21 protein-coding genes are annotated in these 22859 nt (G+C 46.7%); 7 read left to right on the plus strand and 14 right to left on the minus strand.

Features of this window, described 5'->3' with window-relative positions; genetic code table 11:
- Window positions 1–387 precede the first annotated feature (387 nt).
- The 3 genes from helD (at window position 388) to ABNN70_RS04370 (ending at window position 5505) form a co-directional block, all read left to right on the plus strand.
- Window positions 388–2718, plus strand: a complete 2331-nt coding sequence (helD, locus tag ABNN70_RS04360) for an RNA polymerase recycling motor HelD (RefSeq protein WP_353948843.1) — start codon at window positions 388–390, stop codon at window positions 2716–2718.
- Between the two features lie 176 nt (window positions 2719–2894).
- Window positions 2895–3539 (plus strand): class A sortase, encoded by a 645-nt coding sequence (locus ABNN70_RS04365; RefSeq protein ID WP_353949376.1) that lies wholly within the window; start codon window positions 2895–2897, stop codon window positions 3537–3539.
- Window positions 3540–3609: 70 nt separating this feature from the next.
- Window positions 3610–5505 (plus strand): ABC-F family ATP-binding cassette domain-containing protein, encoded by a 1896-nt coding sequence (locus ABNN70_RS04370; RefSeq protein WP_353948844.1) that lies wholly within the window; start codon window positions 3610–3612, stop codon window positions 5503–5505.
- 172 nt (window positions 5506–5677) lie between these two features.
- Here ABNN70_RS04370 and ABNN70_RS04375 read toward each other — a convergent pair whose 3' ends face one another.
- Window positions 5678–7864: an alpha-galactosidase gene (locus ABNN70_RS04375; RefSeq protein WP_353948845.1), complete on the minus strand. Its 2187-nt coding sequence runs from the start codon at window positions 7862–7864 to the stop codon at window positions 5678–5680.
- A 104-nt stretch (window positions 7865–7968) separates the two neighbouring features.
- Here ABNN70_RS04375 and ABNN70_RS04380 point away from each other — a divergent pair, with 104 nt between their 5' ends.
- The gene (locus ABNN70_RS04380) at window positions 7969–8475 is read left to right on the plus strand and encodes a PTS glucose transporter subunit IIA (protein ID WP_353948846.1); all 507 of its coding nucleotides are present in this window, start codon (window positions 7969–7971) and stop codon (window positions 8473–8475) included.
- A gap of 121 nt (window positions 8476–8596) precedes the next feature.
- The gene (locus ABNN70_RS04385) at window positions 8597–8797 is read left to right on the plus strand and encodes a DUF4017 family protein (protein ID WP_129928504.1); all 201 of its coding nucleotides are present in this window, start codon (window positions 8597–8599) and stop codon (window positions 8795–8797) included.
- A gap of 278 nt (window positions 8798–9075) precedes the next feature.
- Here ABNN70_RS04385 and ABNN70_RS04390 read toward each other — a convergent pair whose 3' ends face one another.
- The 3 genes from ABNN70_RS04390 to ABNN70_RS04400 form a co-directional block, all read right to left on the minus strand.
- Window positions 9076–9963: a pentapeptide repeat-containing protein gene (locus ABNN70_RS04390; protein ID WP_353948847.1), complete on the minus strand. Its 888-nt coding sequence runs from the start codon at window positions 9961–9963 to the stop codon at window positions 9076–9078.
- A 365-nt stretch (window positions 9964–10328) separates the two neighbouring features.
- A complete protein-coding gene (locus tag ABNN70_RS04395) occupies window positions 10329–11534 on the minus strand; it encodes an ABC transporter permease (RefSeq protein ID WP_353948848.1) in 1206 nt (401 codons plus the stop codon).
- A complete protein-coding gene (locus tag ABNN70_RS04400) occupies window positions 11531–12250 on the minus strand; it encodes an ABC transporter ATP-binding protein (RefSeq protein ID WP_129928501.1) in 720 nt (239 codons plus the stop codon). The genes ABNN70_RS04395 and ABNN70_RS04400 overlap by 4 nt, the downstream gene beginning before the upstream one ends.
- 146 nt (window positions 12251–12396) lie before the next feature.
- Between ABNN70_RS04400 and ABNN70_RS04405 the strand changes: the two genes are divergently transcribed.
- The gene (locus ABNN70_RS04405) at window positions 12397–13023 is read left to right on the plus strand and encodes a TetR/AcrR family transcriptional regulator (protein WP_129928500.1); all 627 of its coding nucleotides are present in this window, start codon (window positions 12397–12399) and stop codon (window positions 13021–13023) included.
- A 16-nt stretch (window positions 13024–13039) separates the two neighbouring features.
- Here the strand turns inward: ABNN70_RS04405 and ABNN70_RS04410 are convergent, their stop codons facing one another.
- The 5 genes from ABNN70_RS04410 to ABNN70_RS04430 form a co-directional block, all read right to left on the minus strand.
- Window positions 13040–13666: a fumarylacetoacetate hydrolase family protein gene (locus ABNN70_RS04410; RefSeq protein WP_353948849.1), complete on the minus strand. Its 627-nt coding sequence runs from the start codon at window positions 13664–13666 to the stop codon at window positions 13040–13042.
- Between the two features lie 127 nt (window positions 13667–13793).
- Entirely contained in the window at window positions 13794–14240 is a 447-nt protein-coding gene (locus ABNN70_RS04415; RefSeq protein ID WP_353948850.1) for an isochorismatase family protein, read from the minus strand.
- 18 nt (window positions 14241–14258) lie between these two features.
- Window positions 14259–15314 (minus strand): RNA-guided endonuclease TnpB family protein, encoded by a 1056-nt coding sequence (locus ABNN70_RS04420; protein ID WP_353948851.1) that lies wholly within the window; start codon window positions 15312–15314, stop codon window positions 14259–14261.
- A gap of 43 nt (window positions 15315–15357) precedes the next feature.
- Window positions 15358–16590: an IS256 family transposase gene (locus ABNN70_RS04425; protein ID WP_353948852.1), complete on the minus strand. Its 1233-nt coding sequence runs from the start codon at window positions 16588–16590 to the stop codon at window positions 15358–15360.
- A 207-nt stretch (window positions 16591–16797) separates the two neighbouring features.
- On the minus strand, window positions 16798–16953 hold the full coding sequence (locus ABNN70_RS04430; protein ID WP_353948853.1) for a helix-turn-helix domain-containing protein: 156 nt from the start codon (window positions 16951–16953) through the stop codon (window positions 16798–16800).
- A 99-nt stretch (window positions 16954–17052) separates the two neighbouring features.
- Here ABNN70_RS04430 and ABNN70_RS04435 point away from each other — a divergent pair, with 99 nt between their 5' ends.
- Window positions 17053–17208 carry a hypothetical protein gene (locus tag ABNN70_RS04435; protein ID WP_353948854.1) on the plus strand — a complete coding sequence of 52 codons (156 nt, stop codon included), beginning with the start codon at window positions 17053–17055 and terminating at the stop codon, window positions 17206–17208.
- Between the two features lie 2 nt (window positions 17209–17210).
- On the opposite strand, the gene ABNN70_RS04440 is transcribed toward ABNN70_RS04435, so the two are convergent.
- The 5 genes from ABNN70_RS04440 to ABNN70_RS04460 form a co-directional block, all read right to left on the minus strand.
- Window positions 17211–17360 carry an isochorismatase family protein gene (locus ABNN70_RS04440; protein ID WP_353948855.1) on the minus strand — a complete coding sequence of 50 codons (150 nt, stop codon included), beginning with the start codon at window positions 17358–17360 and terminating at the stop codon, window positions 17211–17213.
- 412 nt (window positions 17361–17772) lie between these two features.
- Entirely contained in the window at window positions 17773–18612 is an 840-nt protein-coding gene (gene pdxK / locus ABNN70_RS04445; protein ID WP_353949377.1) for a pyridoxine/pyridoxal/pyridoxamine kinase, read from the minus strand.
- A 543-nt stretch (window positions 18613–19155) separates the two neighbouring features.
- A complete protein-coding gene (locus tag ABNN70_RS04450) occupies window positions 19156–20064 on the minus strand; it encodes an ROK family protein (protein WP_353948856.1) in 909 nt (302 codons plus the stop codon).
- A gap of 332 nt (window positions 20065–20396) precedes the next feature.
- Entirely contained in the window at window positions 20397–21377 is a 981-nt protein-coding gene (locus ABNN70_RS04455) for a LacI family DNA-binding transcriptional regulator (RefSeq protein ID WP_353948857.1), read from the minus strand.
- The gene (locus ABNN70_RS04460) at window positions 21374–22840 is read right to left on the minus strand and encodes a sucrose-6-phosphate hydrolase (protein ID WP_353948858.1); all 1467 of its coding nucleotides are present in this window, start codon (window positions 22838–22840) and stop codon (window positions 21374–21376) included. Before ABNN70_RS04460 ends, ABNN70_RS04455 begins: the two co-directional genes overlap by 4 nt.
- Window positions 22841–22859: the final 19 nt, after the last annotated feature.

Here is a 22859-nt window from a genome sequence, read left to right on the forward strand (position 1 = left end):
CATAGTATGAGCCAAAGGCAATGCCTCAGGCAATATCCTTTATTTAAAATTTTTGTGAAGTCAAGTATTCATCGTTTGATTAAGCGTTTGAGGGTCAAATAAATGTATCTCAATTGTGTCTGATTCTAGAGTAGCTCATTTTACGTTTCCTGTAAAATGTATCTTTATTATGATAATCATGCTGTTAAAGTATGATTCTGCCCCTTCTTCGGGGTGTGCGGACCTGAATGCGTTGAAAGTTCCGGCTGATCGTGTTATAGTGAAAAAAATTGAAAGTTAACTGATCGATTAGCCAGACCAATTTTTAACATAACATAAATACATTAATATGTCAAGTAGAAAATAAAAAAACAGAAGATGATATATATAATAAAGAGGTGTCATGAAATGGGACAGGATGAGCAGAAAAGAGAACAGAACCGGGTCAATGAAGTGCGCGACGTCATCGGAGAGAAGATTTCAAAAATCACTGGAAACAAAGAACAGGTTACCCACGGGATTGTTGATATCCGGAAGAATTTTTTTGAAGATGTCACGGTCAATCTGGATGAAACAGATGATGTGTATGAAACGCAGGCAAGCATCAAGCAGCAGGCCGAGCTGCTGTCAGAACGTGAACGACGCCACGGTCAGATGACCCGCCAGCTGAAGACGTTATACCGACTCCAGGAATCTCCCTACTTCGGAAGGATCGATTTTCACGAAGAAGGTGAAGAAAAGACAGAATCCTTGTATATCGGTATGGGGTCGCTCATGGATGGACGTGATGAGGATTTTTTGATTTATGACTGGCGGGCGCCAATATCCAGTATGTATTATGATTATGCGCCGGGTCCGGCTCACTATCAGTCGCTTGATGGTGAAATCAGAGGAACGATGGAATTGAAGCGGCAGTTTATTATTCATAATGGCCGGATCAAAGGGATGTTTGATACTGGCCTGACGATTGGCGACACGCTGCTTCAGGCACTACTCGGCAGTCGCGCCTCCTCCCATATGAAGACGATTGTAGCGACGATACAGAAAGAGCAGAATCAGATCATACGCAATGAACAGGATCGTTATCTGATCGTCCAGGGCGCAGCGGGAAGCGGAAAAACATCGGCTGCACTGCAAAGGGTTGCTTTCCTTCTGTACCGTAACCGAAAAACGCTGCGTTCCGATAACATGCTATTATTTTCACCTAATCCGCTTTTTACGAGCTTTATTTCCAATGTACTCCCTGAACTCGGAGAAGAAAATGTGGTACAGACCACGTTCAAAGATTTTATTCAGGATCGGATCGGACGCGATCTGCAGATGGAAAATCCATTTGACCAGACGGAGTCCTGTATGACAATGGAAGACGGTCAGGCGAGCCGCGTGAGGACGGAGGGTATTCGCTATAAAGCCTCACCGGCTTACACGGCGCTGATTGATCAGTGGCTTGAAACGCTTAAAAATGATGGAATGATTTTCCGCGATGTCATGTTTCGCAATCAGGTCATTGTTTCCGGAGAGGACATTCGGCGCTATTTTTACGCTCTGCCGCATGATACGGCAATCTTAAACCGTCTTGAAGATGTACGGGACTGGCTGCTTCGCCGGGTTAATGTCTTCGCTAAAAAAGAGCGCAGAAAAGACTGGGTCCTTGAAGAAGGCGGATTACTGGATAAAGCGGATTATGCACAAGTCTTTGAGAAACTGCAGCAGAAGAAGCAGTTTAGTGAGGATACATTTGACGACTATGACCGTGAAGAAGCGATGCTGCGCAAAATCGTTATGAACCGGCGAATTAAACCCATCCGCAGATGGGTAAAACGGCTGGATTTTGTGAACAGCCAGAAGATCTACTCAGAAATTTTCTATCGAAAGCAGGAAAAGGGACGTGTTCCTGATCACTGGAAGGAGATCTGCCGCCAGACGAGGATGCGTTTTGAGGAGGGCGACTGCCCATGGGAGGACGCTATACCTTACCTTTATCTGAAGGAAAAAGTACAGGGACGAAAGGGTAATCATGAGATCCGACATCTGATCATTGATGAGGCGCAGGACTACTCACCTGTTCAGCTCGCTTATCTGCAGGCGGCCTTCCCGCACGCCAGTATGACCATTCTCGGCGATATGAATCAGGCAGTTTATACCCAGAGCTTTGCGGGAGAAACGATGTTATCGGAGAAGCTGTATCCTGCAGAGGAAGTGCGAAAGCTGAAGCTTCTGCGCAGTTACCGTTCGACAAAAGAAATTATGGAATTTGCCCGTGATATTGTTCCGGGCGGTGAACGAATCGAACCATTTGAGCGGAGTGGAAAGCTTCCGGAACTGATTCGGCTTCCTGAACACCTTAAGAGGGAAACGGTGCTCAGGAAAATTGATGCTTTGCGGGCAGAAGGGTTTGAAAGTATTGCCCTGATCGGCAAGACGATGAAGGAATGCCGCGAAGCTTATGATCTGCTTGAACCTCGGACCGATGTCCGGCTGGTCACTCAGGCGACCTATCAGTTTGAGAAGGGGTTCATTATCATTCCGGCTTATCTTGCAAAAGGCATCGAGTTTGACGCGGCGATCATTTATGATGCATCAGCGGAGAATTTTCACCGGGAAAATGAGCGGACCGTTTTCTATACCGCCTGCACCCGGGCGATGCATGAGCTGGTCCTGCTGTGTTCAGGGAGAGAGACGCCGTTTTTGAGCCATGTCTCTGAGGAACATTTTGTCCGCCGGATTATTCGGGAGTAAGCGGCCGGCCGGGCGGACTGGGGTTGCTCTATCCCTGATTGGCGGAGCCCGGGCGATGTACTCAAGAATAAAGAGAAAGAACGGACAAAAACGAATCCATTCCTCATAATAAATAACATTTGGCCCCTGATCATGGTAAGATTTGATCAGGGTCTTTTTTAAAAGGCGGGTTGATGATGTGGCGAAGGTTCTTCATTATTATATTAATCGTAGCCGGTGGTCTTCTGATCACTTCTCCATTTCTGAAAGTGGGGTTAATCAGCATCTTGTCCTCCTATTTTGATGCAGAACAGATGTCGGCTGATCAGTTAAATAAAAATAATCAGCGGGATGCCAGCTTTGACTTCAGCAATATTCAGCATCCGACTTTTTATGAAACGGTTAAAGCGGGGATGAACGCCAACTCCAAAGCAGTTATTGGTCAGATTCGGGTCGACAGTGTCGGAATCGATTTGCCGATTTTAAAAGGGACAACCCGTGCCAATCTGCTCGTCGGGGCGACGACGATGCGGCCGGATCAGAAGATGGGTGAAGGGAACTATCCCCTGGCCGGGCACCATATGCGTCGGCAAAGCCTGCTTTTCGGTCCGCTGCTCCAGATAAAAAATGGAGCGCTGGTCGTGATGACCGATCTGAAAAATGACTATGTGTATAAAGTTACGTCGCATCGTACGATTTCTGACGAGGAATCGAAGGTGAAGGTGATCCATGAGACTCGGGAGAAGAAAATGACACTGATCACCTGTGACCGGACAACGCAGACCGACAGATGGCTGGTCGTCCAGGGAAAATTGATACGCGTGACGCCGCATAATGGATAGGCATGTTTTGGCAGGTTTCGGAAGTCTGTTTTTTTCAGTAGATCAGAAATTCAGAACAGGATGATTGCATTTGAGTATTCTCGATGTGGAAAACTTATATAAAACGTATGGTGATCAGACGCTGTTTGATCATATCTCTTTTTCTATCTCAGAAGGCGAACGGATCGGCCTGATTGGCGTGAACGGAACAGGCAAATCAACGCTGCTGAATGTGATCGCCGGCGTGGATTCTGCTGAAGCAGGGACGATACGCCATGCTAACAGGTTTCACCTGGCGTATCTGACGCAGGCGCCTGCATTTGAACCGGGCGTAACGGCAATCGATTATATTTATGGCGGCGCGTCCCCCGTTATGGCGGCGCTGCGCCATTACGAACGGGCACTCGCCAGTCTGGCCGGAGATCCTGACGATCCGTCACTGCAGGAAAAATTATTGATGGAGCAGCAGAAGATGGATGCGGCGGGAGCATGGGAGGCAGAAGCTTCAGCAAAACATATACTCACCCGTCTGGGCATCACTGATTTTCAGAAACCGGCGGCTGAACTGTCGGGCGGACAGAAGAAACGTGTGGCTCTGGCACGGACGCTGATCCAGCCTGCGGATCTGCTGATTCTTGATGAGCCGACTAACCATCTGGATAATGATACGATTGACTGGCTTGAAGAAGAACTGACCCGCTATCCCGGCGCCCTCCTGATGGTGACCCACGATCGTTATTTCCTTAATCGCGTGACGAAGCGCATTTTTGAGCTGGATCATGGCAAACTCTATATATATGAAGGAAACTACGAGCTTTTTCTGGAGAAGAAGGCAGAACGTGAGGAGCAGGCTTCAATAGATGAAGCAAAGCACCAGAACCAGCTGCGCCGCGAACTTGCCTGGCTGCGGCGCGGGGCGAAAGCACGCTCGACCAAGCAGAAGGCGCGCGTCGAACGCGTCCATCAGATGCAGGAAGAAAAAGGGCAGGAACAGAAGCAGCATGTAGATCTGTCTATTGGATCAGCAAGGCTCGGTAAAAAGGTCATAGAGGCTAAAAAACTGACAAAATCATTTGACGGCCGCACCCTTTTCCATGATTTTAATCTGCTCGTGACGCCCGGCGAACGCCTGGGCATCATCGGTCCGAACGGAAGCGGCAAGACGACCCTGCTGAATCTGCTCGCCGGAAGGGAGAAGCCGGATGCCGGAACGGTCGACATCGGCCAGACCGTGAAAATCGGCTATTATACTCAGAATCATGCGGAGATGAATCAAGACCTGACCGTGATTGATTATATAAAAGAGGTGGCGCAGGTTCTGCGCACTGCTGACGGACAGCAGATCACTGCGGCGCAGATGCTGGAACGCTTTCTCTTTTCTCGCCCGCGTCAGCATACATTCATTCGCAAACTTTCCGGTGGTGAGCGCAAACGCCTTTATCTTTTGCGTGTGCTGATGTCAGAGCCAAACGTCCTGTTTCTGGATGAACCGACTAATGATCTGGATACGGAAACATTGACGGTGCTGGAAGATTATCTGCTCCAGTTCCCGGGGACAATTCTTGCTGTATCTCACGACCGGTATTTTCTTGACCGCATTGCTGACCGACTGATCGCTTTCGAAGGGGACGGTTCGATTCGCCGGTTCGAAGGGGATTACACGGAATACGTGAAAGTACGTAAAAAAGAGCGGGGAGCCGCGGAGACTTTCAGAGAAAAAGCGAAACCCGCCCCTGCCCGGCCCGCGCAGAAAAAGAAAAAACTGACCTGGAAAGAGCAGCAGGAATGGAACGGGATTGAGGACCGGATCGCAGAGCTTGAAAAGAAGGCGGATGCGCTGAAAAAAGCAGTTGCCGGCGCCGGCAGTGATGCAGCCAGGGCGCAGGAACTCTATGCGCAGCAGCAGGAAGCTGAGAAGCAGCTTGATCAGGCCATGAACCGCTGGGAAGAGTTATCGATTAAAGTTGAGGCACTGGAAAAAGAGTAAGGGAATCACGTCGCTTTATCATCGGAACACAGAGCATAGATTGTTTTGTTTCTAAGACCATGATGTGAATCAGATACGATTTTCATCTGTTTTAAAGCCTCTTCGCGTCTTGTTTTTGTTTCACACAAAGGGGCGTTTTCTCGATGACGCAGCCCGCCCTAACCGTGCAGCTTCAACCTTCCTTTTTCCTGAATCGCCATACATAACTCTTGAAGTCTCCTTTTTCATCAGGGACGTTCAAACCGGAGGACATCAGTTCATCACCGCCAAAAACATCGCCGGTGACGATATTTTCATAGAAAAGCTTTGGGTCCAGTCCTTTGAACCGGAAAACCCGGAGTGCGTGAGACGGGTCGGCCATGACCCGGAAGTAGAAGCCGATCGCCTGCTTTTGGTCCGGTGAGACAAAGCACCAGGCGGCGTCCCCTTCCTCGAAGGGATTGACAATCCGGTAAAAAGCTCCGAATTGAATCAGTGGACGGATTTCTTTATAAAAGGTTATCTGCCTGCGGATCTCCAGTTTCTCCGCATCAGAAAGCCTGCCAAGATCCAGTTCATAGCCAAAATTTCCCGACATGGCGACGAGTCCCCGCGTGCTGAGCGGTGTGACCCGGCGAACCTGGTGATTGGGGACGGAAGAGACATGCGCGCCTGTAGTAATCGGTGGATAGACCAGGCTTGTTCCGTATTGAATGCTTAAACGGCTGATCGCATCCGTATTGTCGCTCGCCCAGGTCTGCGGCATGTAGTACAGCATGCCGGGATCGAAACGGCCGCCGCCGCTGGAGCAGTTTTCAAACAGGATATTCGGAAAGCGTCCGGTCAGCTTTTCGAGAATCGCATACAACCCCAGCATATAGCGATGCGCTGTTTCGCGCTGCCTCTCGGGCGGGAGCCGTGCCGAACCAATTTCCGTCATATGGCGGTTCATGTCCCATTTCACATAATCAATCTCAGCTCCGGAGAGCACGCCTGCCACGGAACGGACCAGTTCCTCGCGCACATCTTCCCGGGACAGGTCCAGAACAAGCTGATAGCGGCTCAGCGATCTCGGGCGTCCAGGTACATGCAGACACCAGTCCGGGTGTTTCCGGTACAGTTCGCTGTCCGGGGAAACCATTTCCGGCTCAAACCACAGACCGAATTTCAGCCCCATCCGATGAATGCGTGCTGAAAGCCAGGCGAGGCCGTGCGGCAGTTTGCGCCGGTCAACGGTCCAGTCCCCAAGAGAACTGCGATCATTGTCGCGGCGCCCGAACCAGCCATCATCCAGCACAAAAAGCTCAATACCGAGCGTAGCTGCTTCCTGAGCCAGTTTCAGAATTTTTTCCTCATCTACTTTAAAATACATCGCTTCCCAGCTGTTCATCAGGATCGGTCGAATCTGATCACGAAATGTACCGCGGGAAAGACGCGACCGGTAAAGATCATGGTAAGTACGCGACATCCCGCCGAGGCCACGGCCGGAATACACCAGAACGGCCTCGGGCGTCTGGAAGGACTCACCGGGATCCAGTCTCCAGCTGAAATCGAAGGGATTGATTCCAAGTGACGCCCGCACGGTATGGTAGGAATCGACTTCCATTTCAGCTGAAAAATTGCCACTGTACACCAGACTGAATCCATAGGCCTCCCCCTGATCTTCTGTCGTCTCAGGGCGAACCAGGGCGAAAAACGGATCGTGCTGCGGACTGCTTGCCCCGCGCACGCTGTCCACGATCCACTTACCGGGAGCGAGCGGCCGGCGATTGATATTGCGTTCGTACGTATGCCCTCCGTAAAAAGTCAGACTGTCGAACCGGTCGTCGCGGAAATCCAGACACACACTTAATGCCCGAAGCAGATCCATGGGTGCCTCGCTCTCATTGAGGAAAAGGACAGAGCGGGCAATGGCGTCGTAGTCGCGGAAGACAGTATACGACAAGATGGCGGCAAGTCCCGATACCGGGTCCCTGAGTGTAATTTCCAGCGTTTCTGCCTCCTGATCGTCCTGCACGTAAGTAGCCGGAAGTCCGGGCAGTTTCTTTTTTCCCCAATAGATCTGGTGTGAACAGTACTGAAGATCGGTTATGGTGGACCCGTCTCTGAGCCGTACCTGATATGCCGGATGTCTGAAATCACCGTTACCGTATACCGGATATTCCAATGGCAGTGTGCTCAGTGAGAATCCGCGACGTGCAGGATCATGATAGGGCGCAAAGGAACGCGGTGTAAAAACAATCGGGCTGCTTCCCCGGGCAGCCTGTAATCTTCTTCCCCAGTACAGGTGAAGCAGGCAGCCGTTCACAATCTGCAGCACATAACTGCTGCCTCTTCCCTGCAGATGAAAGCGCATGGTTTCTCCATCGTATTGGATCATTTGATCACCCGCAATTTTTCTTGAACTGTTCTCTAAATATTATTATGATGAATATAGAATGTTAAGCGCTTAACTGAAAAAAACAGGTCGATGAGGTGAGCCGCATGTCACTATGGAATAAGCTGTTTCAAACAAAACGGCAACGAAAAAAAAGCGCCGCTCTGCAGGAGGAAATCGCCCATGCAGGCGATGTTCTTCCCCCTTTGACAGGCAAAGTCATACCCATTACGGAGGTGCCTGATCCGGCCTTTGCACAAAAAATGATGGGGGATGGGTTTGCGATCATTCCGGAGGAGGATATTGTCCGTTCACCGGTTAACGGCGTCGTGACCAGTCTGTTTCCTACCCGGCATGCGCTTTCACTCAGAGCAAATGATGGGCATGAACTGCTGATTCATGTCGGACTGGAAACGGTTACTCTGAAAGGGGAAGGATTTGACCCCCTGGTGCACGACGGTTCCCGGGTCCTCACTGGCGATCCGCTGATGCATGTCGACTTCCATCTCATCGAAAAACGCGGCCTGTCACCCATTTCACCTGTTGTTTTTACGAATTTAAAGAAAAAGGAAAAGGTGGTCATCGATCAGGGACGCATCTTCATTCGTTCATAATGCTCTTTATAGATGCGGAAATGATGCGTGACCCCGCATAAAATATGCGTGATCGCGCATCATTTATGCGTTTCCGCCCGGATATCATTTCCTTTATACTGTAACCAGAGGTGTTGTCCTCATGAAGTACTGGCTAATCCCCCTTGTTATTTATATTGCCGTTTCGTTATTGTGCCCGCTTTCTTCGATTGGTACAAGTCCCGAGAACAACATATATACCTGGAAATTAGTTGTTTTCCAGATATACGCACTTCCTCTGCTGGCCATCATGCTGGGTGTATCCTTAATCATAAAAATAAGGAACGGCAAAAAATCCGCCTGATCCGGGCGGACTTTTTTTCAAGATAAAAAGGGTTGAATTTTGGGGTACCTCAAAGGTTTTTCATTGATGTAATGGCGAATATCAGAGTGCTGGTCGTGAACAGTTTTTGCCCAGGACTATTTTTGGCAGCGTCATCCGATCTGCTTCACTCAAAAGATTTGTGGATAGACACAGTTCCCGTCAAACGACGGACTTTTGCGGCCATTATTTTCCGGACATTAATAAATGTCAGTAAAAAAGCCTTCAGAAAGCGGAGGTGTTTACCGAAAAAGTTTCTGTTATTTTTTATCTTCTGTAACCGTTACATCGGTCAAATCCGCTTTGCAGGTTTTCATGAATGCATAGGTCAGTCGATCTACCTGGCAGTTGACAAATGTTGCTCGCTTAAGTTTGGCATTTTTAAAAAAGCACTGGCGAAGAATCGCGCCATCAAAGATGACCCGTGCGAAATCGCAGTTTTCGAAGGAACATTCAGTTATCTCTCCAGTGAATGTGTTGTCGGTCAGTTGGCTATATTCGAATTTGGTTCTGTACAGGACCGTGCCATTTAGATTTACTTTCTTGAAATGACTCCACTTGCTTACAACGCCCGTCAAATTCGCCATGGAAAAGTCGCAGTCAGATACTTTACTATGGAAAAAAGAGCTCCGAGTAAAATCACAGCCAATGAATGTATCTTGATTAATGTTTGTGTGGGCAAATTTGCAACCGCTGAGGTCGGAGCGGGAAAAATCGCTGCCCCTGATGTTGTTACCTTTTAAGACCAGCCCGGCTAAGTCAGACTTGAGAAAGCGGCACTTTTCAATATTAGATCCATTGAACCTTTCGGTGAGTCCGTGTAGTCCGGAAAAGTCCGCGTCAATCCAATTCCCTCCGGACAGATTCCAATCCGGCTTTTCAGGAGTATCCTTTTCTTCCGCAGCTATGGTCGATAAAATCGGCTCGGTTTCGGGGACGGAATCGTTCCCCCTGACAAAGTAATTAAGGTCAGTGCCAAGAATCGTTGCCATGCGCTGGAATGTCATGATATCCGGCATGGATTCACCGCGTTCCCATTTACCGACCGCTTGTGCGCTTACTGCCAGTTGCTCGGAAAGCTGCGCCTGCGAGAAGTTCTTCAGCTTTCTTGCTACGGCGATTTTCTCGCCGATTTCGTTTGTTGTCACCATATGGTCCACCTTGCCTCTCAAGTTCTTGGCTTGATTTTATGTGACTATTATAGCCAATATCTTTCTTGAACTTAATATACATACCGCAACTGTTGGTTGTATCTCACTACAATTAATTGTTTATCTGCATGAGAGCAGCCCGTCAAGGTTGAATATTCGGTTGTTTCATACAAGATGCCAGGTGGGGAGAGACGGTGATTCACAGTCGTGAGAAATCAACGCCTTTATATCATCCGAGGGATACATGGCCAGGAGTACAAAATAAGGGATTTCCTCTAACCTAAAAAGGGCCGGGCGTTTTTTGCCCGGTTTTTCTTTCACTTATGGCGAATAGAACGATGGTTCAGCTGGCAGGTTTTTCTTCATGCCAGTGGCCGTGATCGACGCATGGCGAAAATATTGAGTGTAATGAAGACCACGGAAAAAGCAACCAATACCAGCCCATCGAGCCACCAGCCATCGAATCCAGTTCCGCGGATCATGATGTTTCTGAGTGCCCGAGTGGAATAGGTGACTGGCATCAACGCACCGATCGCCTGAACCCAGCCTGGAAGGGTATCAATCGGAAACAGGCCGGACAAAAATACCTGCGGGACAATCACAAGTGGAATAAACTGGAACATCTGCAGCTCGTTCTTTGCTGCAGTTGAAAGCAGAATACTGAGCGAAAGGGCACTGAACGACAGGATAAATACAATAATCAGGACATCTGTCAGGCTTCCGATGTTATAGATTTTCAATACATAGACCAGAAAAGCGGTTAGAATGAAAGACTGAATGATGACGAACAGGCCGAATCCAATCATATAGCCCCAGATAATCTGGTAGTTTTTGATGGGTGAAGCCATCAGACGGTCCAGAGTACCGGTTGTTCGTTCGCGCAGAAAGGAGACGCCGCCGATCATGAAGATGAACAAAAAGACAAAGATACCGACCATGGCCGGGCCGAAAGAATCAAAGGTGTTCAGATCCTCACTGCCATGCAGGTAAGTAATATCGAGACTGGCTTTTTCCGGGGCACCCGCTTTGGCCGGCTGATCCGGCTGCGGGGCTTCCTTCTGGATACGTGCCAGTACGGAAGGTGCCCGTTGCTGCAGGGCTATCGTCATCTGCCTGATTAGCTGCTGTTGTGCCTGAATGCCCTGTTGCTGGCTCTGAATGATCTGAGTCAGCTGGTCCTGCATGGATTGCACAGTGATTTTCTGCACCTCCTGCATCGACTTCCGAATTTGGCTCATGGCAAGCCCGTTGCGGGATGGATCACTTCCCTCGAGATGGACGGCAACCGGATGTTTCAGGTCGACATAGGCATCAATCTTTTTATCAGCCAGTGCCTGGCGGGCTTCGAGCGGGCTCATCCTCTCGTAATCTGCTTCCTTGAAGGCGGGAAGCAGATCGGATGAATGATAGTTAATGATCGCAAGATTCGGTTCGGATGTTTTTGCTCCGAAGATGAACCAGACAAGCGTCAGAATCAGGAGCGGAGCCAGAATCAGCAGGGCGAGTGTCCTTTTGTCACGCATGATCTGCCGGATGATTCTTCTGGACATAGCGATCAGGTTATTCATTTTTTTGCCCCCTCCTCTGCCAGAAAGACGTCCTCAACAGTTTTTACGCCGTATCGGGCGGTCAATTCTTTCGGCGCTCCTTCAGCGATCAGATGCCCGCCGCTCAGCAGGCCGACCCGATCGCACTGGGAGACCTCATCCATCACATGCGTGGTGACAATCATCGTGGCCCCTTTACTGCGAAGGTAATGGAAAAGGGTCCAGATGTCGCGCCGGATCATCGGATCGAGCCCGACGGTCGGTTCATCAAGTAGATAGAGCCGCGGCTGATGAACGAGTGCGGCAGCCAGTGACAGACGCCGTTTCATCCCGCCGGAAAAGTCCCCGACGGTCTTCTTCAGGTCCTGACTCAGCCCGACCTGTTTTGCGACTTCAAGAATTCTTCGCTTCTTCTCTTTACCGTGCATGCCCTGAATGGAAGCAAAAAAATCCAGATTCTGCCAGGCATTCAGTTCATTATACAGTGCATCTGACTGTGCCATATAGCCGAGTGAACGGAACGCGCCAAGTGTCGGACGCTGTTCGAACAGTTCCACTGCGCCTTTATCTGCTTTTTCAAGGCCAAGCAGAATACGCACCAGTGTCGTTTTTCCTGCGCCCGACGGACCAATCAGTCCATATATCTCACCCTCCTGGAGAGTCAACGACACATCATCGAGGACGACCTGTTTTTTATAATGTTTGAACAGATGTTCACCTTTGACCGGGTAGGTCATACCATCACATCCTTTAAGTAATCCTGGTTACTGAACACGATGTTCAATAACTATGATAAAATGTTTGTAAGGAACGTTCAATGACCTATTTTGGATAAAATGATCATTAGTAGACACTTCTGCAAAATAAGTCCTGTAAAGGGGTGATGATTCTGTCAATTGAATCAAAGGACAGGCGGGCCATAAAGACAAGAGCCGCGATCCGTTCACATTTTCTTGATCTTCTGCTGCAGAAAAATTTTAATCAGATCACGGTCAAAGATATTACCGCGGCGGCAAACATCGGACGCGGGACATTTTATCTGCACTATCAGGATAAGTATGATCTGCTGGATAAAGTAATCGAAGAAGGACTCACGGAAACACTCAGCAACTTTCAGCCAGTGCACTATTTTTCCAATGGGAAAATTGTGCCGGAAAGGATCATTCGTTTTGCCCGGAGTATCTTCGATTATTTCCAAAAAAATGAGCGCTTTTTCCGTGCGATGATGTTCAATGAAGGAATTCCGAACTTTCGCAACCGGATGCAGCAGCGATTTATAAAAAAATTTCAGGCTGAAGTACAGGGAATGATATTGAAAAACAAAGAGACGGATCAGACGACACTCGAAATTCTTCCTGTATTTATTTCATCAGGTATGATCGGCCTGATCGGCTGGTGGTTTCAGCATCATATGTGTATTTCCGCAGAAGATATGGCCGGCCGAATTTTTATGGTGATGACCCGGGGTCCCCTGCAGAGTATGGGCTTTCAGATCGAACATGAACAGTGAATCGTCTGCTTATGCCTCACGTCAGTGCGATTTTAAAGGTTCCGAAGACATCTTTTCCCCACCTGAGGCAGAAGGCGTCCCCGCTTTTCACTTTCCCGACACCGGCGGGAGTCCCGGTAAACAGAATGTCTCCTTCGCTAAGACCGTACTGCGTGCCGCAGAAATCAATCAGGGTCTGCGGGTCAAAAATCATCTGACCGATATTCCCGCGCTGGACGTTCAATCCATTGATCTCCAGGGAAAAATCAGTCTGTGCACTTTCAGCTAACCCGGGAAAGTCTGTAAAAGGTGTCAGTACGGCTGAATGAAGGAAGCCCTTGGCGGCGAGCCAGGGATAACCCTTCTTTTTCAATGCCGTCTGCACGTCACGCAGTGTAAAGTCGACACCGAGCGCCATGCCGTCGATCAGGTCGTCGGCGTGCATGCCGGATGAGTAAGCCTTGCCGATTCGGATGACCCATTCGGCTTCGTAGTGTACACTGCCCTGATCTCCGGGTAAGGTGATGGTTTGTCCGACCGCCGTGACGGCAGCGTGTGTCGGCTTAGAAAAAAACATGGGGGATCCGGGAACGGCATTATTCAGTTCCTTGGCATGAAGGGCATAGTTTCGGCCGACACAATAGATATTGCGAATGTGATTCATCAACAGCCTTCTTTCTGCATGGTGAGAAAAATTTGCCGACTGGCAGGCTGCAGGCGCCCCAGTGGCTTAGTATTTCTCCCCACCCTGCGTTTAGTTTCGAGTTCTCCCTGATCAATCTGTTGAAAAATTACGCTTTTGAACTCGTGAGAAAATCTTCTAACTCAATGACGTTTACTTCACCAGAATTATCAAGGATAGAGTAAATGAATTCGGGGATATCCAAATCATCCATACCATAATCCTTACCGGTATTTACCGAGGAACAGGCTTCCTCAATCACCGTCACGCGATAGCCGTGTTCGAAAGTGGCTGCCGAATTAAAGAAAATGCAATATTCGCTGTTAAAGCCTGTAAGGACAACCTCGTCAACCTGTGCAGCCTGCAACTTGTCGTTTAATTCTGTTCGGTAAAAAGCACTGGGTATCTTTTTTTCGATACATTCAAAAACACAGGGGGCCAGTTGCGCGTCAATGTCAGCACCGGGAGTGCCTGCCTGAATGGGGCTTCCTTCCGTCTCATCAATATGACGAGTGAACCTCACACGACTTATTAAGTCGTGTGCTTCTGGGAACATTGCACACTTACCTAACGTTCAGGCAGAGGTCACAACTCTTTTACCAAGGCTCGTCCCGAGCCGAAGAATATTCTTTGCTGCGTTAATATCTCTATCGTGATGATGCCCACAGCCAGGGCATGTCCAGTCCCTTATGTCTAACGTATGCTTTCCGTCATCATAACCACATTCCGAGCATATTTGTGATGTCTTATAGGGATTGACAATGACTAATTTTTTACCACACCATGCACATTTGTATTCAAGCATCCGTCTAATTTCCCGCCAGGATTGATTAACAATTGCTCTGGATAATTTGTGATTGCGTAGAAGATTTTTTGCTTTCAAATCTTCCATGACAATGACATCATTATCTTTAACTAATTGCATTGTAATTTTATGGAGATAGTCATTGCGTTGATTAGTCATTTTCTCATTGTATTCAGCAACCATTAATTTGGCTTTTTTATAATTTTTAAAGTCATCGAGGCATCTGGGATTAAGTACCTTATTATGCTTATCCCATGCGATTTCTTTCTGAGCTTGCAATCTACGTCTAGCTAACCGTTTCTCCCAGTAATATTTCTTCCTGGCTAAGATTTTGTCAAAACGAATGGTAGGGAACTTAATACCATCAGATCCAATGACTAAATCGGCAACACCCAGGTCAATACCTAATTGCCTTCCTGTTTTGTTGAATGTTTGGTTTTCATATTCAACAAGCAGCACAGCATAATATTTTCCTGTTGGTGATAGACGAACAGTTACTGATTTAATTTTTTCAGGGATTTTAATTCCTGCTTTGAATCTCACAATTCCTAATTTCGGTAATTTAACATGATGTTTATTAACTTGTTTAATGTTTTTACCTACACATTTTGATTGAAAACTTTGTTTCGGATATTTCTTTGATTTAAACTTTGGAAAACCGGTATGTTCTTTGAAAAACTTTTTATATGCTTCCACCAGATCATGATTCGTACATTGTAAACTGGTACTCTCAGCATCTTTTAACCATGGATACTCCATCTTCAAGGCTTTAAGCATGTTATTCAATGCAAAAGCGTTAAGAAAAGAAGAGTCGGGATTGGTCAAGTCTTTTTTTATGTGTAAATTACCTCAGCCAGGATAGGGTTGATTATCCTGGATAAATGGCTGTCACTTTACTGGAATTAGCCACTTTGGGTTGTTTCGCTTTCCAGTCAAAATAGTCATCCATTCTCAGGTAGCGCCGGCCGTTCGACCACTTTTCGTCCTGCTCCATGAGAACAGAACCCATGAGGCGGATGACTGACTCGCGGTTAGGAAAAATACGAATGACCTGCTCCCGACGGCGAAATTCTTCATTGAGGCGCTCCATACCGTTTGTCGTTCGCAGGCGGCGACGATACGGCTCCGGAAGTGAAAGGACTGCAGTGACATCATCAAAAGCTTCTTCCACCATTTCAGTCACTTTAGACGCTTTCTCCTGATAAGTATCCAGAAAAGACTGAAGGAGCGTACGAGCGGTTTCGATGTCTGGGGCGTGCAGAATCGCTTTTACCTGTTCAGCTCCTTCTCGCTGTAAATCATCTGGGAACCGATCGTTTACGTTGCGCAGAAAGTGAGCCTGGCACCGTTGCCATGTGGCTCCCTGAAACGCTTTTTGAACGGCACCGACGAGACCCCCATGATCATCACTGACAATCACATCGACGCCCTTCAGACCACGAGACTTCAGCCAATCGAAATAGTTCTTCCACGCCTCCGTGCTTTCGCTGTCATCGACTTTCAGACCCAGAATCATGCGATACCCTTTCTCGTTGACGCCATAACTAATCAATACACCACGAGAACGAACACGGCCATTTTCACGCACCTTTGTATAAATCGCATCAACAAACAGAAACGGATAGCTGCCCTCCAGAGGGCGGTCATTCCAGCCATGGACCAGTGGATCCAGATGTCCGCAAAGATCCGATACGGTCGACTTCGAGAAGTCTGTGCCGCAAAGCTCTTCAGTGATGTGACTGACACGGCGTGTTGAAACCCCATTGATGACCATTTCCATCAAAGACAAAACGAGCGCTTGTTCACTGCGCTGATAGCGTTTAAAGAGATCGGTTGAAAAATGACCGTTGCGTAGTCGAGGAACGTTCAGCGAAAGCTTGCCCACACGGGTCGTTAGTTGGTGGGGGTAGGAGCCGTTTCGGTAATCGGTCCGGGCCTCACTACGTTCATATTTTTCGGCTTTCAGTTGCTCACTGGCCTGCGCCTGAAGTACTTGATCTAAAATCGCCTCCAAAAGGGCATTCATGCCAGATTCTTTTGAATCGCCAAGAAATAATTGATGCAAAAGTTGTTCATCTAGAGTAATCTGTAGTTGAGCCATCCCTGAATCTCTCCTTTAGAATTTGGTTTTTGGTTAACTCTATTCTAACTGAGATGATGGGCTCCGGCTCATTTTCTATGAAAAAAATGACAGAGACGAGAGAGAAATGAAATCCCGCTGTTTTTCTGGAGGGGGCTGGCCAGCCCCTCCAGAAAAACAGATTCCCTGCTCAACATTTTCTCATATTCAGAAACCCTTTTTACACAATTATACGGACTCAACTTCGGGATTGTTGTGGTATCGTTCAATCATCATGTTTAACATCTGATTCCACACAAAACGGTTATAGCCAAAGTTTAATTTAATTTTAAGTTTTTGTTCTTTGTTAGGATATATTCTTAACTTTAAACCTTTTAATACCATTGTTGTTTCACCTCTTTTCTTTAACTATAATATATCATGATGTCATTATCTTGTAAATATTATGATTAAATGTTATTATAGTCAAGAGGTGACAATGATATGAGTACGATAGCAAGTAACAAAACAAGAACACTATTGACCATTGAGAAAGGCTTAAAGAAAGAGTTGGAACAAATAGCCAAAGAACAAAACAGATCATTTAACAATTTAGTGATTACAGTATTGAAAAGATACGCCGATTCATCTCATGACTGAAGTCACGTGTGTTCTCGGCTAATAATAAAAAACACGGGCTCATGGTTGGACTGGAAGTGACGGATCAATTTTTTGATACAATCCATCATTGCCTGAGCATCGCTTTTTTCAGTAAAGCCTTTCTGAACATCAATAACAAGTAGTGCACGCATCTATAATCACCGGCTTTTCTATGAATTAACGCTATCTTTAAGTGATACTTGACGTTATTCGTGATTAAAGCAGTCAGCCGCAACTCAAAAACTGCCTCGTTGTGTCGGTCCGGCAGTACAAACTGGCAAAGCCCGCCTGCGGTGCTGGCTGCATCAAAACGGACGGTTGACACGTGCCTGTTTAACCGCCGGTTTTACTCAGCAACTGTTCCTTTTTCAAATTTCTGAATTTAATGAAATAAAGCTTTAACTAAAAGAAAAGAGCCTGGCTTGTGCCAGACTCTATAAGTCCGACTGGCAACTTGCGGACCATAAGGGCACTGGTCGTTATCGTGTCAGACGTAATACTCTGGTCATCATCATGCAGTAAGGCATCTCGCAAGTTTGCCGTCAAACCTCATCAATCGTTTTTTCACAAGCTACGTTTACTCAGTGATCTTTTATAGGCACTGTGGTCGGTTGGTCCGGTATAATCGTTCAGCCGGAAGGATTCACGAATGCCGGCTGTCACAAAATCCTTGGCCAGTTTTACAGCATCAAGGACAGATTTTCCCTGTGCCAGCCCGGCAGTGATCGCCGCTGCATAGGTACAGCCTGCGCCATGAATATTCGGCGTGTCCACTTTTTCAGCGGAGATGATATGAAAATCTTTTCCGTCGTAGAGGACATCAATCGCCTGGTCTGTATCGTGCAAACGGGCACCGCCCTTAACCAGTGCATTTTTTGCACCGAGATCAACCAGTTTTGCTGCCGCTTCTTTCATTTGATCAACCGAACTGATCCACTTCGTTCCCGCCAGTTTTGCCGCCTCATAAAGATTCGGCGTGGTAATCAATGCTTTAGGAAGCAGCAGGTCACGGATGGCCGACGTATTTTCCGGCTGCAGTTCTGGCTGAAGGGCCTCTTCTGCGCCCTTGCAGACCATTACCGGATCAATAACCACGTTTTTCAGCTGATTTTTTTCAATCGTATCAGAAGCTATTCGGATCACTTCCGGAGACCCGAGCATGCCTGTCTTCATCGCATCCACGCCAATACCGGAGACAATCGTATCGAGCTGCTTTTTCAGCAAATCTGTATCAAGCATGGTGACCGAATGGGCCCAGTGATGGAAAGGATCCATTGTTACCACGCAGGTCAGCGCCGTCATGCCGTATACGCCGAGCTCCTGAAAAGTCTTCAGGTCTGCCTGCATACCTGCACCGCCGCTTGAGTCCGAACCGGCGATGGTCAGTGCCTTATAATGTGCCACCATTTTTTTCTACCTCCTGAAACTTCTTCTTTTTATTATTATATACTAAAACTTGAAACATCAAAAACAACCTTGATGCCTTGTCAGATAGGGGGGTAAAGGTTTCTGAAAAAAATACCATCCAGCTATCAGGGACAACTGACGAAAGAGGCAGCCTGAGTTAATCTTTCCAGGAAAAACATAGAATCAGCAAGGGATAGGACACTTTTCTATCTTTTGATTTTTAGTAAAAAAGTCAAAACTAGTCACCTTGATTGATAGGTGGCTGTTTTTTTCTTTACACCAATCGCATCTTTTTACATATCGGACGATTGGTTACAGTCTCGAAGTTTCTTTGGCTTGGGAATGCATCAATTTCTTGAGAATTCTCATGATTTTCGCGTGTTTATTTGATGTTTTGCGCCACTCAGTTTTTTGCTGCGAATTTTTTGAAATTAGATACGACTTGTGGCCGATTTGTTACAAATCTGGAATCAGTTCTATTTTTTAATGCAGAAACGAATCAAATACAGTTTTTCCTGAGTTGTTCCACTACTCTGACGGTTAAGACGTTTCTTTAATACGTTCATTGCTGCTTAATAGTTTCTTAGCAAGTGCTAAATTTCCAATTGTTGCCGAACCATTTTCTGAGACGCCGGTGCTTACGATTAAATCGTTTAACTCCGGCGTGATCACGTAGCCATGGTTAAATTCGTTAAAGTAATACCGAACAGTGGCTAAATCCCTGTCTTGTAGTACAGAACCGCCAAATACGATCTTTTCTGGCTGCAGCTGAAGGAAGGTGTTATAAGCTAATTGGGCAGCATAATAGCTGATTAAATCAAAAACTGGATCAGTACGCGGAAGATTTTCGCCACGGTTACCGGTCCTTGCTTCGATGGCAGGGCCGGATGCCATTCCCTCGAAGCAATAATTGTGGTGGAATGGGCAGATACCGCAAAATGAATCATCGGATCTCGGCACAATCAGCGTGTGGCCCATTTCTGGATGTGTAAGGCCGCCGATAAATTGATCATTCTGAATTGCACCACCACCAATTCCGGTGCCTATGGTAAAGTAAACAACCGAGCTACAGTCCTTTGCATGACCAGCAACATACTCGCCATAGGCAGAGGCGTTAACGTCTGTTGTAAAGGCAACGGGAATGTGGAGGGCGTCCCTGAGCACGCCAACAATATTGGTATTTGCCCAGTTAGATTTTGGAGTTTTTAAAATATACCCGTATGATTTGGATTTTTGATCAATGTCAATTGGTCCAAAAGAACCAATGCCTAACGCTGAAACCTGATGCTTCTTAAAGAATGACAAACATTTACTAAGTGTTTCTTTTGGTGTTGTGGTTGGAATCCGTTTACGTTGAATGACATTGTAGTTTTCGTCAGCCGCAACGAGAACAAATTTTGTGCCCCCTGCTTCGATACTACCGAATTTTATTGTGTTGATGATACTCACCTCTGCTCTATTGATCAGGAACCATTAGCGCGTTTTATTATTTCCATTTTCCTGACTGGAACGATTAATGACGTGGATACTCAGGCGCCCTCTCTGTAAAATATCCGCTGGTTTTTAATATCGTAATACCATCATTATTAAGTTCATCACCTCCTCACCACTAAAAATATCAGCTCCATTAAAGACATACGTGCCATCTGAGTCTAAATACTCCAACGCTACATCTATACATTTTGAACGAGGATAGCCACTCCTTTAAAAAGTTAAGCAGAAGTGGCAAATTTTTCTTCCAAAGTTGTGTTTTGCCGGATATTTATTAGCAAATCCTTCTGCTAAGCGGTGATGCCTTTATAGAGGCGAACCGGTAACGTATATTCCTTTTTCATTTGATATTCAGGGTCCTTGATTTTAGACAGGAGAAGTTCAACCAGCAGGTGGCTGATGTCGTCTAATGGTTGGACGATTGTCGTTAGTTCAGGATAGTAATTTTGTATAACTTTTGTTCCATCGTAGCCGATAATCTTCAATGCTCCGGGGACATCAATGCCTAGCTGCCGCGCTCCTTCATGTACTTGGATAGCGGTGAGATCATCGCTACAGAAAATTCCATCATTATGGTACCGATCCAGTATTGTGAGGATTCGTTCGTACTTTAGCGAAGGCAGGGTCTCAAACGGTAACTCGAAGACATCGGATGTAATCCCATGTGTACTAAATATGCCTTTAAATCCCGTTGTTCGATTATTAGTCGGAGAGTTCTCTTGCGAAACACCACTAATAATTGCCGGTCTTCTGACACCCGATTCGTAGAGCGCTTTCGCAGCTAATTGACCACCTTCCAGATTATCTGAGCTTACAATTGGAATATTTTTTGACAAATATCGGTCAAAAGAGATGATTGGTAAATCGTATTCCTGGTATTCGCTGATATTGGTGTTGTGTGCCCCTGCAATAATGCCATCAACTTGATTCGCTGCAAGAAGCTTTAAATACTCCCGTTCCTTATTGGGGTTGTTTGCACTGTTACAAAGAATAGTTTTATAACCACGCTCAAAGAGAATATTTTCCAGTCGCGAGACCAGCTCACCAAAGAATGGGTGACTAATATCAAAAAATATTAATCCGATGAGATTAGAATATTTTCCCTGAAGAGATCTGGCAAGACTGTTTGGACTGTAATTTAGTTGTTCCATTGCTTCCCGAACACGTCGCCGGGTCTTGTCGCTGATATGTCCGTAGTTATTGATCACTCGAGAAACAGTTGTGGGAGATACATCAGCCAATTTGGCAACATCTTGTAGTTTAGGTTTCATCGTATGTCGTTACTCCTTTCCAGGTTCCAACAATCAATACATGGAATCTCTTTTATACACTCTATAATAACTGATTGGGGCTGAGCAGAAGGGTAGAATCTCCCTGACATGCAAAGGAAACCATCATCTACAAAGCATTCGAAGACCGACTCATCGATGAACAAACGGAGGTCGATATTCTTTTGAGCGGGGAAGCATCCTGTACGCTGTTCAAAAAAACCGTGACTGGTTAACCGACTGATGACGGTTTTCCCGATGCTTGTGTCGATTAGAACCTTGAGTGGAGTGCTATCAGACGCGTGAAGTTTAATACATATTTGCTGATCTGCTTGGACTTTCAAAGCAATCTCAGCAGTGCCACACAAATTATTAAAAGTGATGGTGCTGGCATTGTTTTGTTGCTGATGTTTTGAAAGAAGTTTGTTCAATTCTTTGCAAGGCGATAAACAGAGGTGATGGTCTCGTACGTGTAGAGTCCGGACGTAGCTAAGACAGTGAGCCCAACCATATCGTTCTGTCGGTGAATTTACCTCAGGAAGCCCTATCCAGCTGATTAAGAGTCGGCGGCCATCGGGAGCATCCGTAACGCGTGCAGCATAAAATTCAAATCCATCATCCAGTTGTTGAACGGAAACCTTACCAATCAGCTTTCGGTTTACCAGGTCGATGTCATCAGCAATGACCGCTATATTAGGGTAGATGTTCTCATACGGGAGGACATCTCTGCTTAGACCTTGAGGACAGTAAATTAATACAACATGACCATCAACAAAGGCGATATTAGGGCACTCAACCATGTACCCGGTAAGCACCTGGGGTAACTGAATATGCCCTCTGAATTGCCAGAAATCATGACTGGTTTGTTTATATAGTAGAATTGTCCCTTTTCTGTTTTGAGTTTGGGAACCAACGAGACAATAGCGTTGCTTTTTGTAGTCAAAAACATAAGGATCACGGAATTCATTTGTGTACCCCACAGGAACGGATGCAATCATTGGTTGACTTGTCTTAAACACTTGATTTTCCGTATTCAGGATAGCATCCATCTGGTAAGAATGACGGTTCCAGAACTTATCTCGGACGTTACCTGTATATACGAGGTGTAAGGTGCTGCCTTCCACGTAGCCTGATCCTGTGTACACCCCATGGCTATCATATTTTCCGCCAGGTAGAAGTTGTCCTTGTGAGTCTTGCCAAGTGACGAGGTCACTGGATGTTAGATGGTGCCAGGATTTAAGCCCATGCACGGGCCCATACGGATACTGCTGATAGAAAAGGTGCCATTTTCCATTAAAGTAGTTGAACGCACATGGATCGTTTAAAAGGCCTGTAAATGGCTGGATGTGATTTTGGGTACGCCAGGGACTCGTCGCCACATGCGCTCGCAGTTGATCAATATGATGTTGTGACCAACTTGTATAAGGGCGATAGCGAGTCTTTCGGTTCCAAAGAATTTGTTTCATTCTCCACCATACTCTCCGT

Source organism: Sporolactobacillus sp. Y61 (assembly GCF_040529185.1).
Taxonomy (GTDB): Bacteria; Bacillota; Bacilli; order Bacillales; family Sporolactobacillaceae; genus Sporolactobacillus.

Coding starts and splice junctions, on each gene's coding strand:
- helD (WP_353948843.1), top strand. CDS start 388: ATGGGACAGGATGAGCAGAAAAGAGAACAGAACCGGGTCAATGAAGTG.
- ABNN70_RS04365 (WP_353949376.1), top strand. CDS start 2,895: ATGTGGCGAAGGTTCTTCATTATTATATTAATCGTAGCCGGTGGTCTT.
- ABNN70_RS04375 (WP_353948845.1), bottom strand. CDS start 7,864: ATGATCCAATACGATGGAGAAACCATGCGCTTTCATCTGCAGGGAAGA.
- ABNN70_RS04380 (WP_353948846.1), top strand. CDS start 7,969: ATGTCACTATGGAATAAGCTGTTTCAAACAAAACGGCAACGAAAAAAA.
- ABNN70_RS04385 (WP_129928504.1), top strand. CDS start 8,597: ATGAAGTACTGGCTAATCCCCCTTGTTATTTATATTGCCGTTTCGTTA.
- ABNN70_RS04395 (WP_353948848.1), bottom strand. CDS start 11,534: ATGAATAACCTGATCGCTATGTCCAGAAGAATCATCCGGCAGATCATG.
- ABNN70_RS04400 (WP_129928501.1), bottom strand. CDS start 12,250: ATGACCTACCCGGTCAAAGGTGAACATCTGTTCAAACATTATAAAAAA.
- ABNN70_RS04405 (WP_129928500.1), top strand. CDS start 12,397: ATGATTCTGTCAATTGAATCAAAGGACAGGCGGGCCATAAAGACAAGA.
- ABNN70_RS04410 (WP_353948849.1), bottom strand. CDS start 13,666: ATGAATCACATTCGCAATATCTATTGTGTCGGCCGAAACTATGCCCTT.
- ABNN70_RS04415 (WP_353948850.1), bottom strand. CDS start 14,240: ATGTTCCCAGAAGCACACGACTTAATAAGTCGTGTGAGGTTCACTCGT.
- ABNN70_RS04425 (WP_353948852.1), bottom strand. CDS start 16,590: ATGGCTCAACTACAGATTACTCTAGATGAACAACTTTTGCATCAATTA.
- ABNN70_RS04430 (WP_353948853.1), bottom strand. CDS start 16,953: ATGGTATTAAAAGGTTTAAAGTTAAGAATATATCCTAACAAAGAACAA.
- ABNN70_RS04435 (WP_353948854.1), top strand. CDS start 17,053: ATGAGTACGATAGCAAGTAACAAAACAAGAACACTATTGACCATTGAG.
- ABNN70_RS04440 (WP_353948855.1), bottom strand. CDS start 17,360: ATGCGTGCACTACTTGTTATTGATGTTCAGAAAGGCTTTACTGAAAAA.
- ABNN70_RS04455 (WP_353948857.1), bottom strand. CDS start 21,377: ATGAAACCTAAACTACAAGATGTTGCCAAATTGGCTGATGTATCTCCC.
- ABNN70_RS04460 (WP_353948858.1), bottom strand. CDS start 22,840: ATGAAACAAATTCTTTGGAACCGAAAGACTCGCTATCGCCCTTATACA.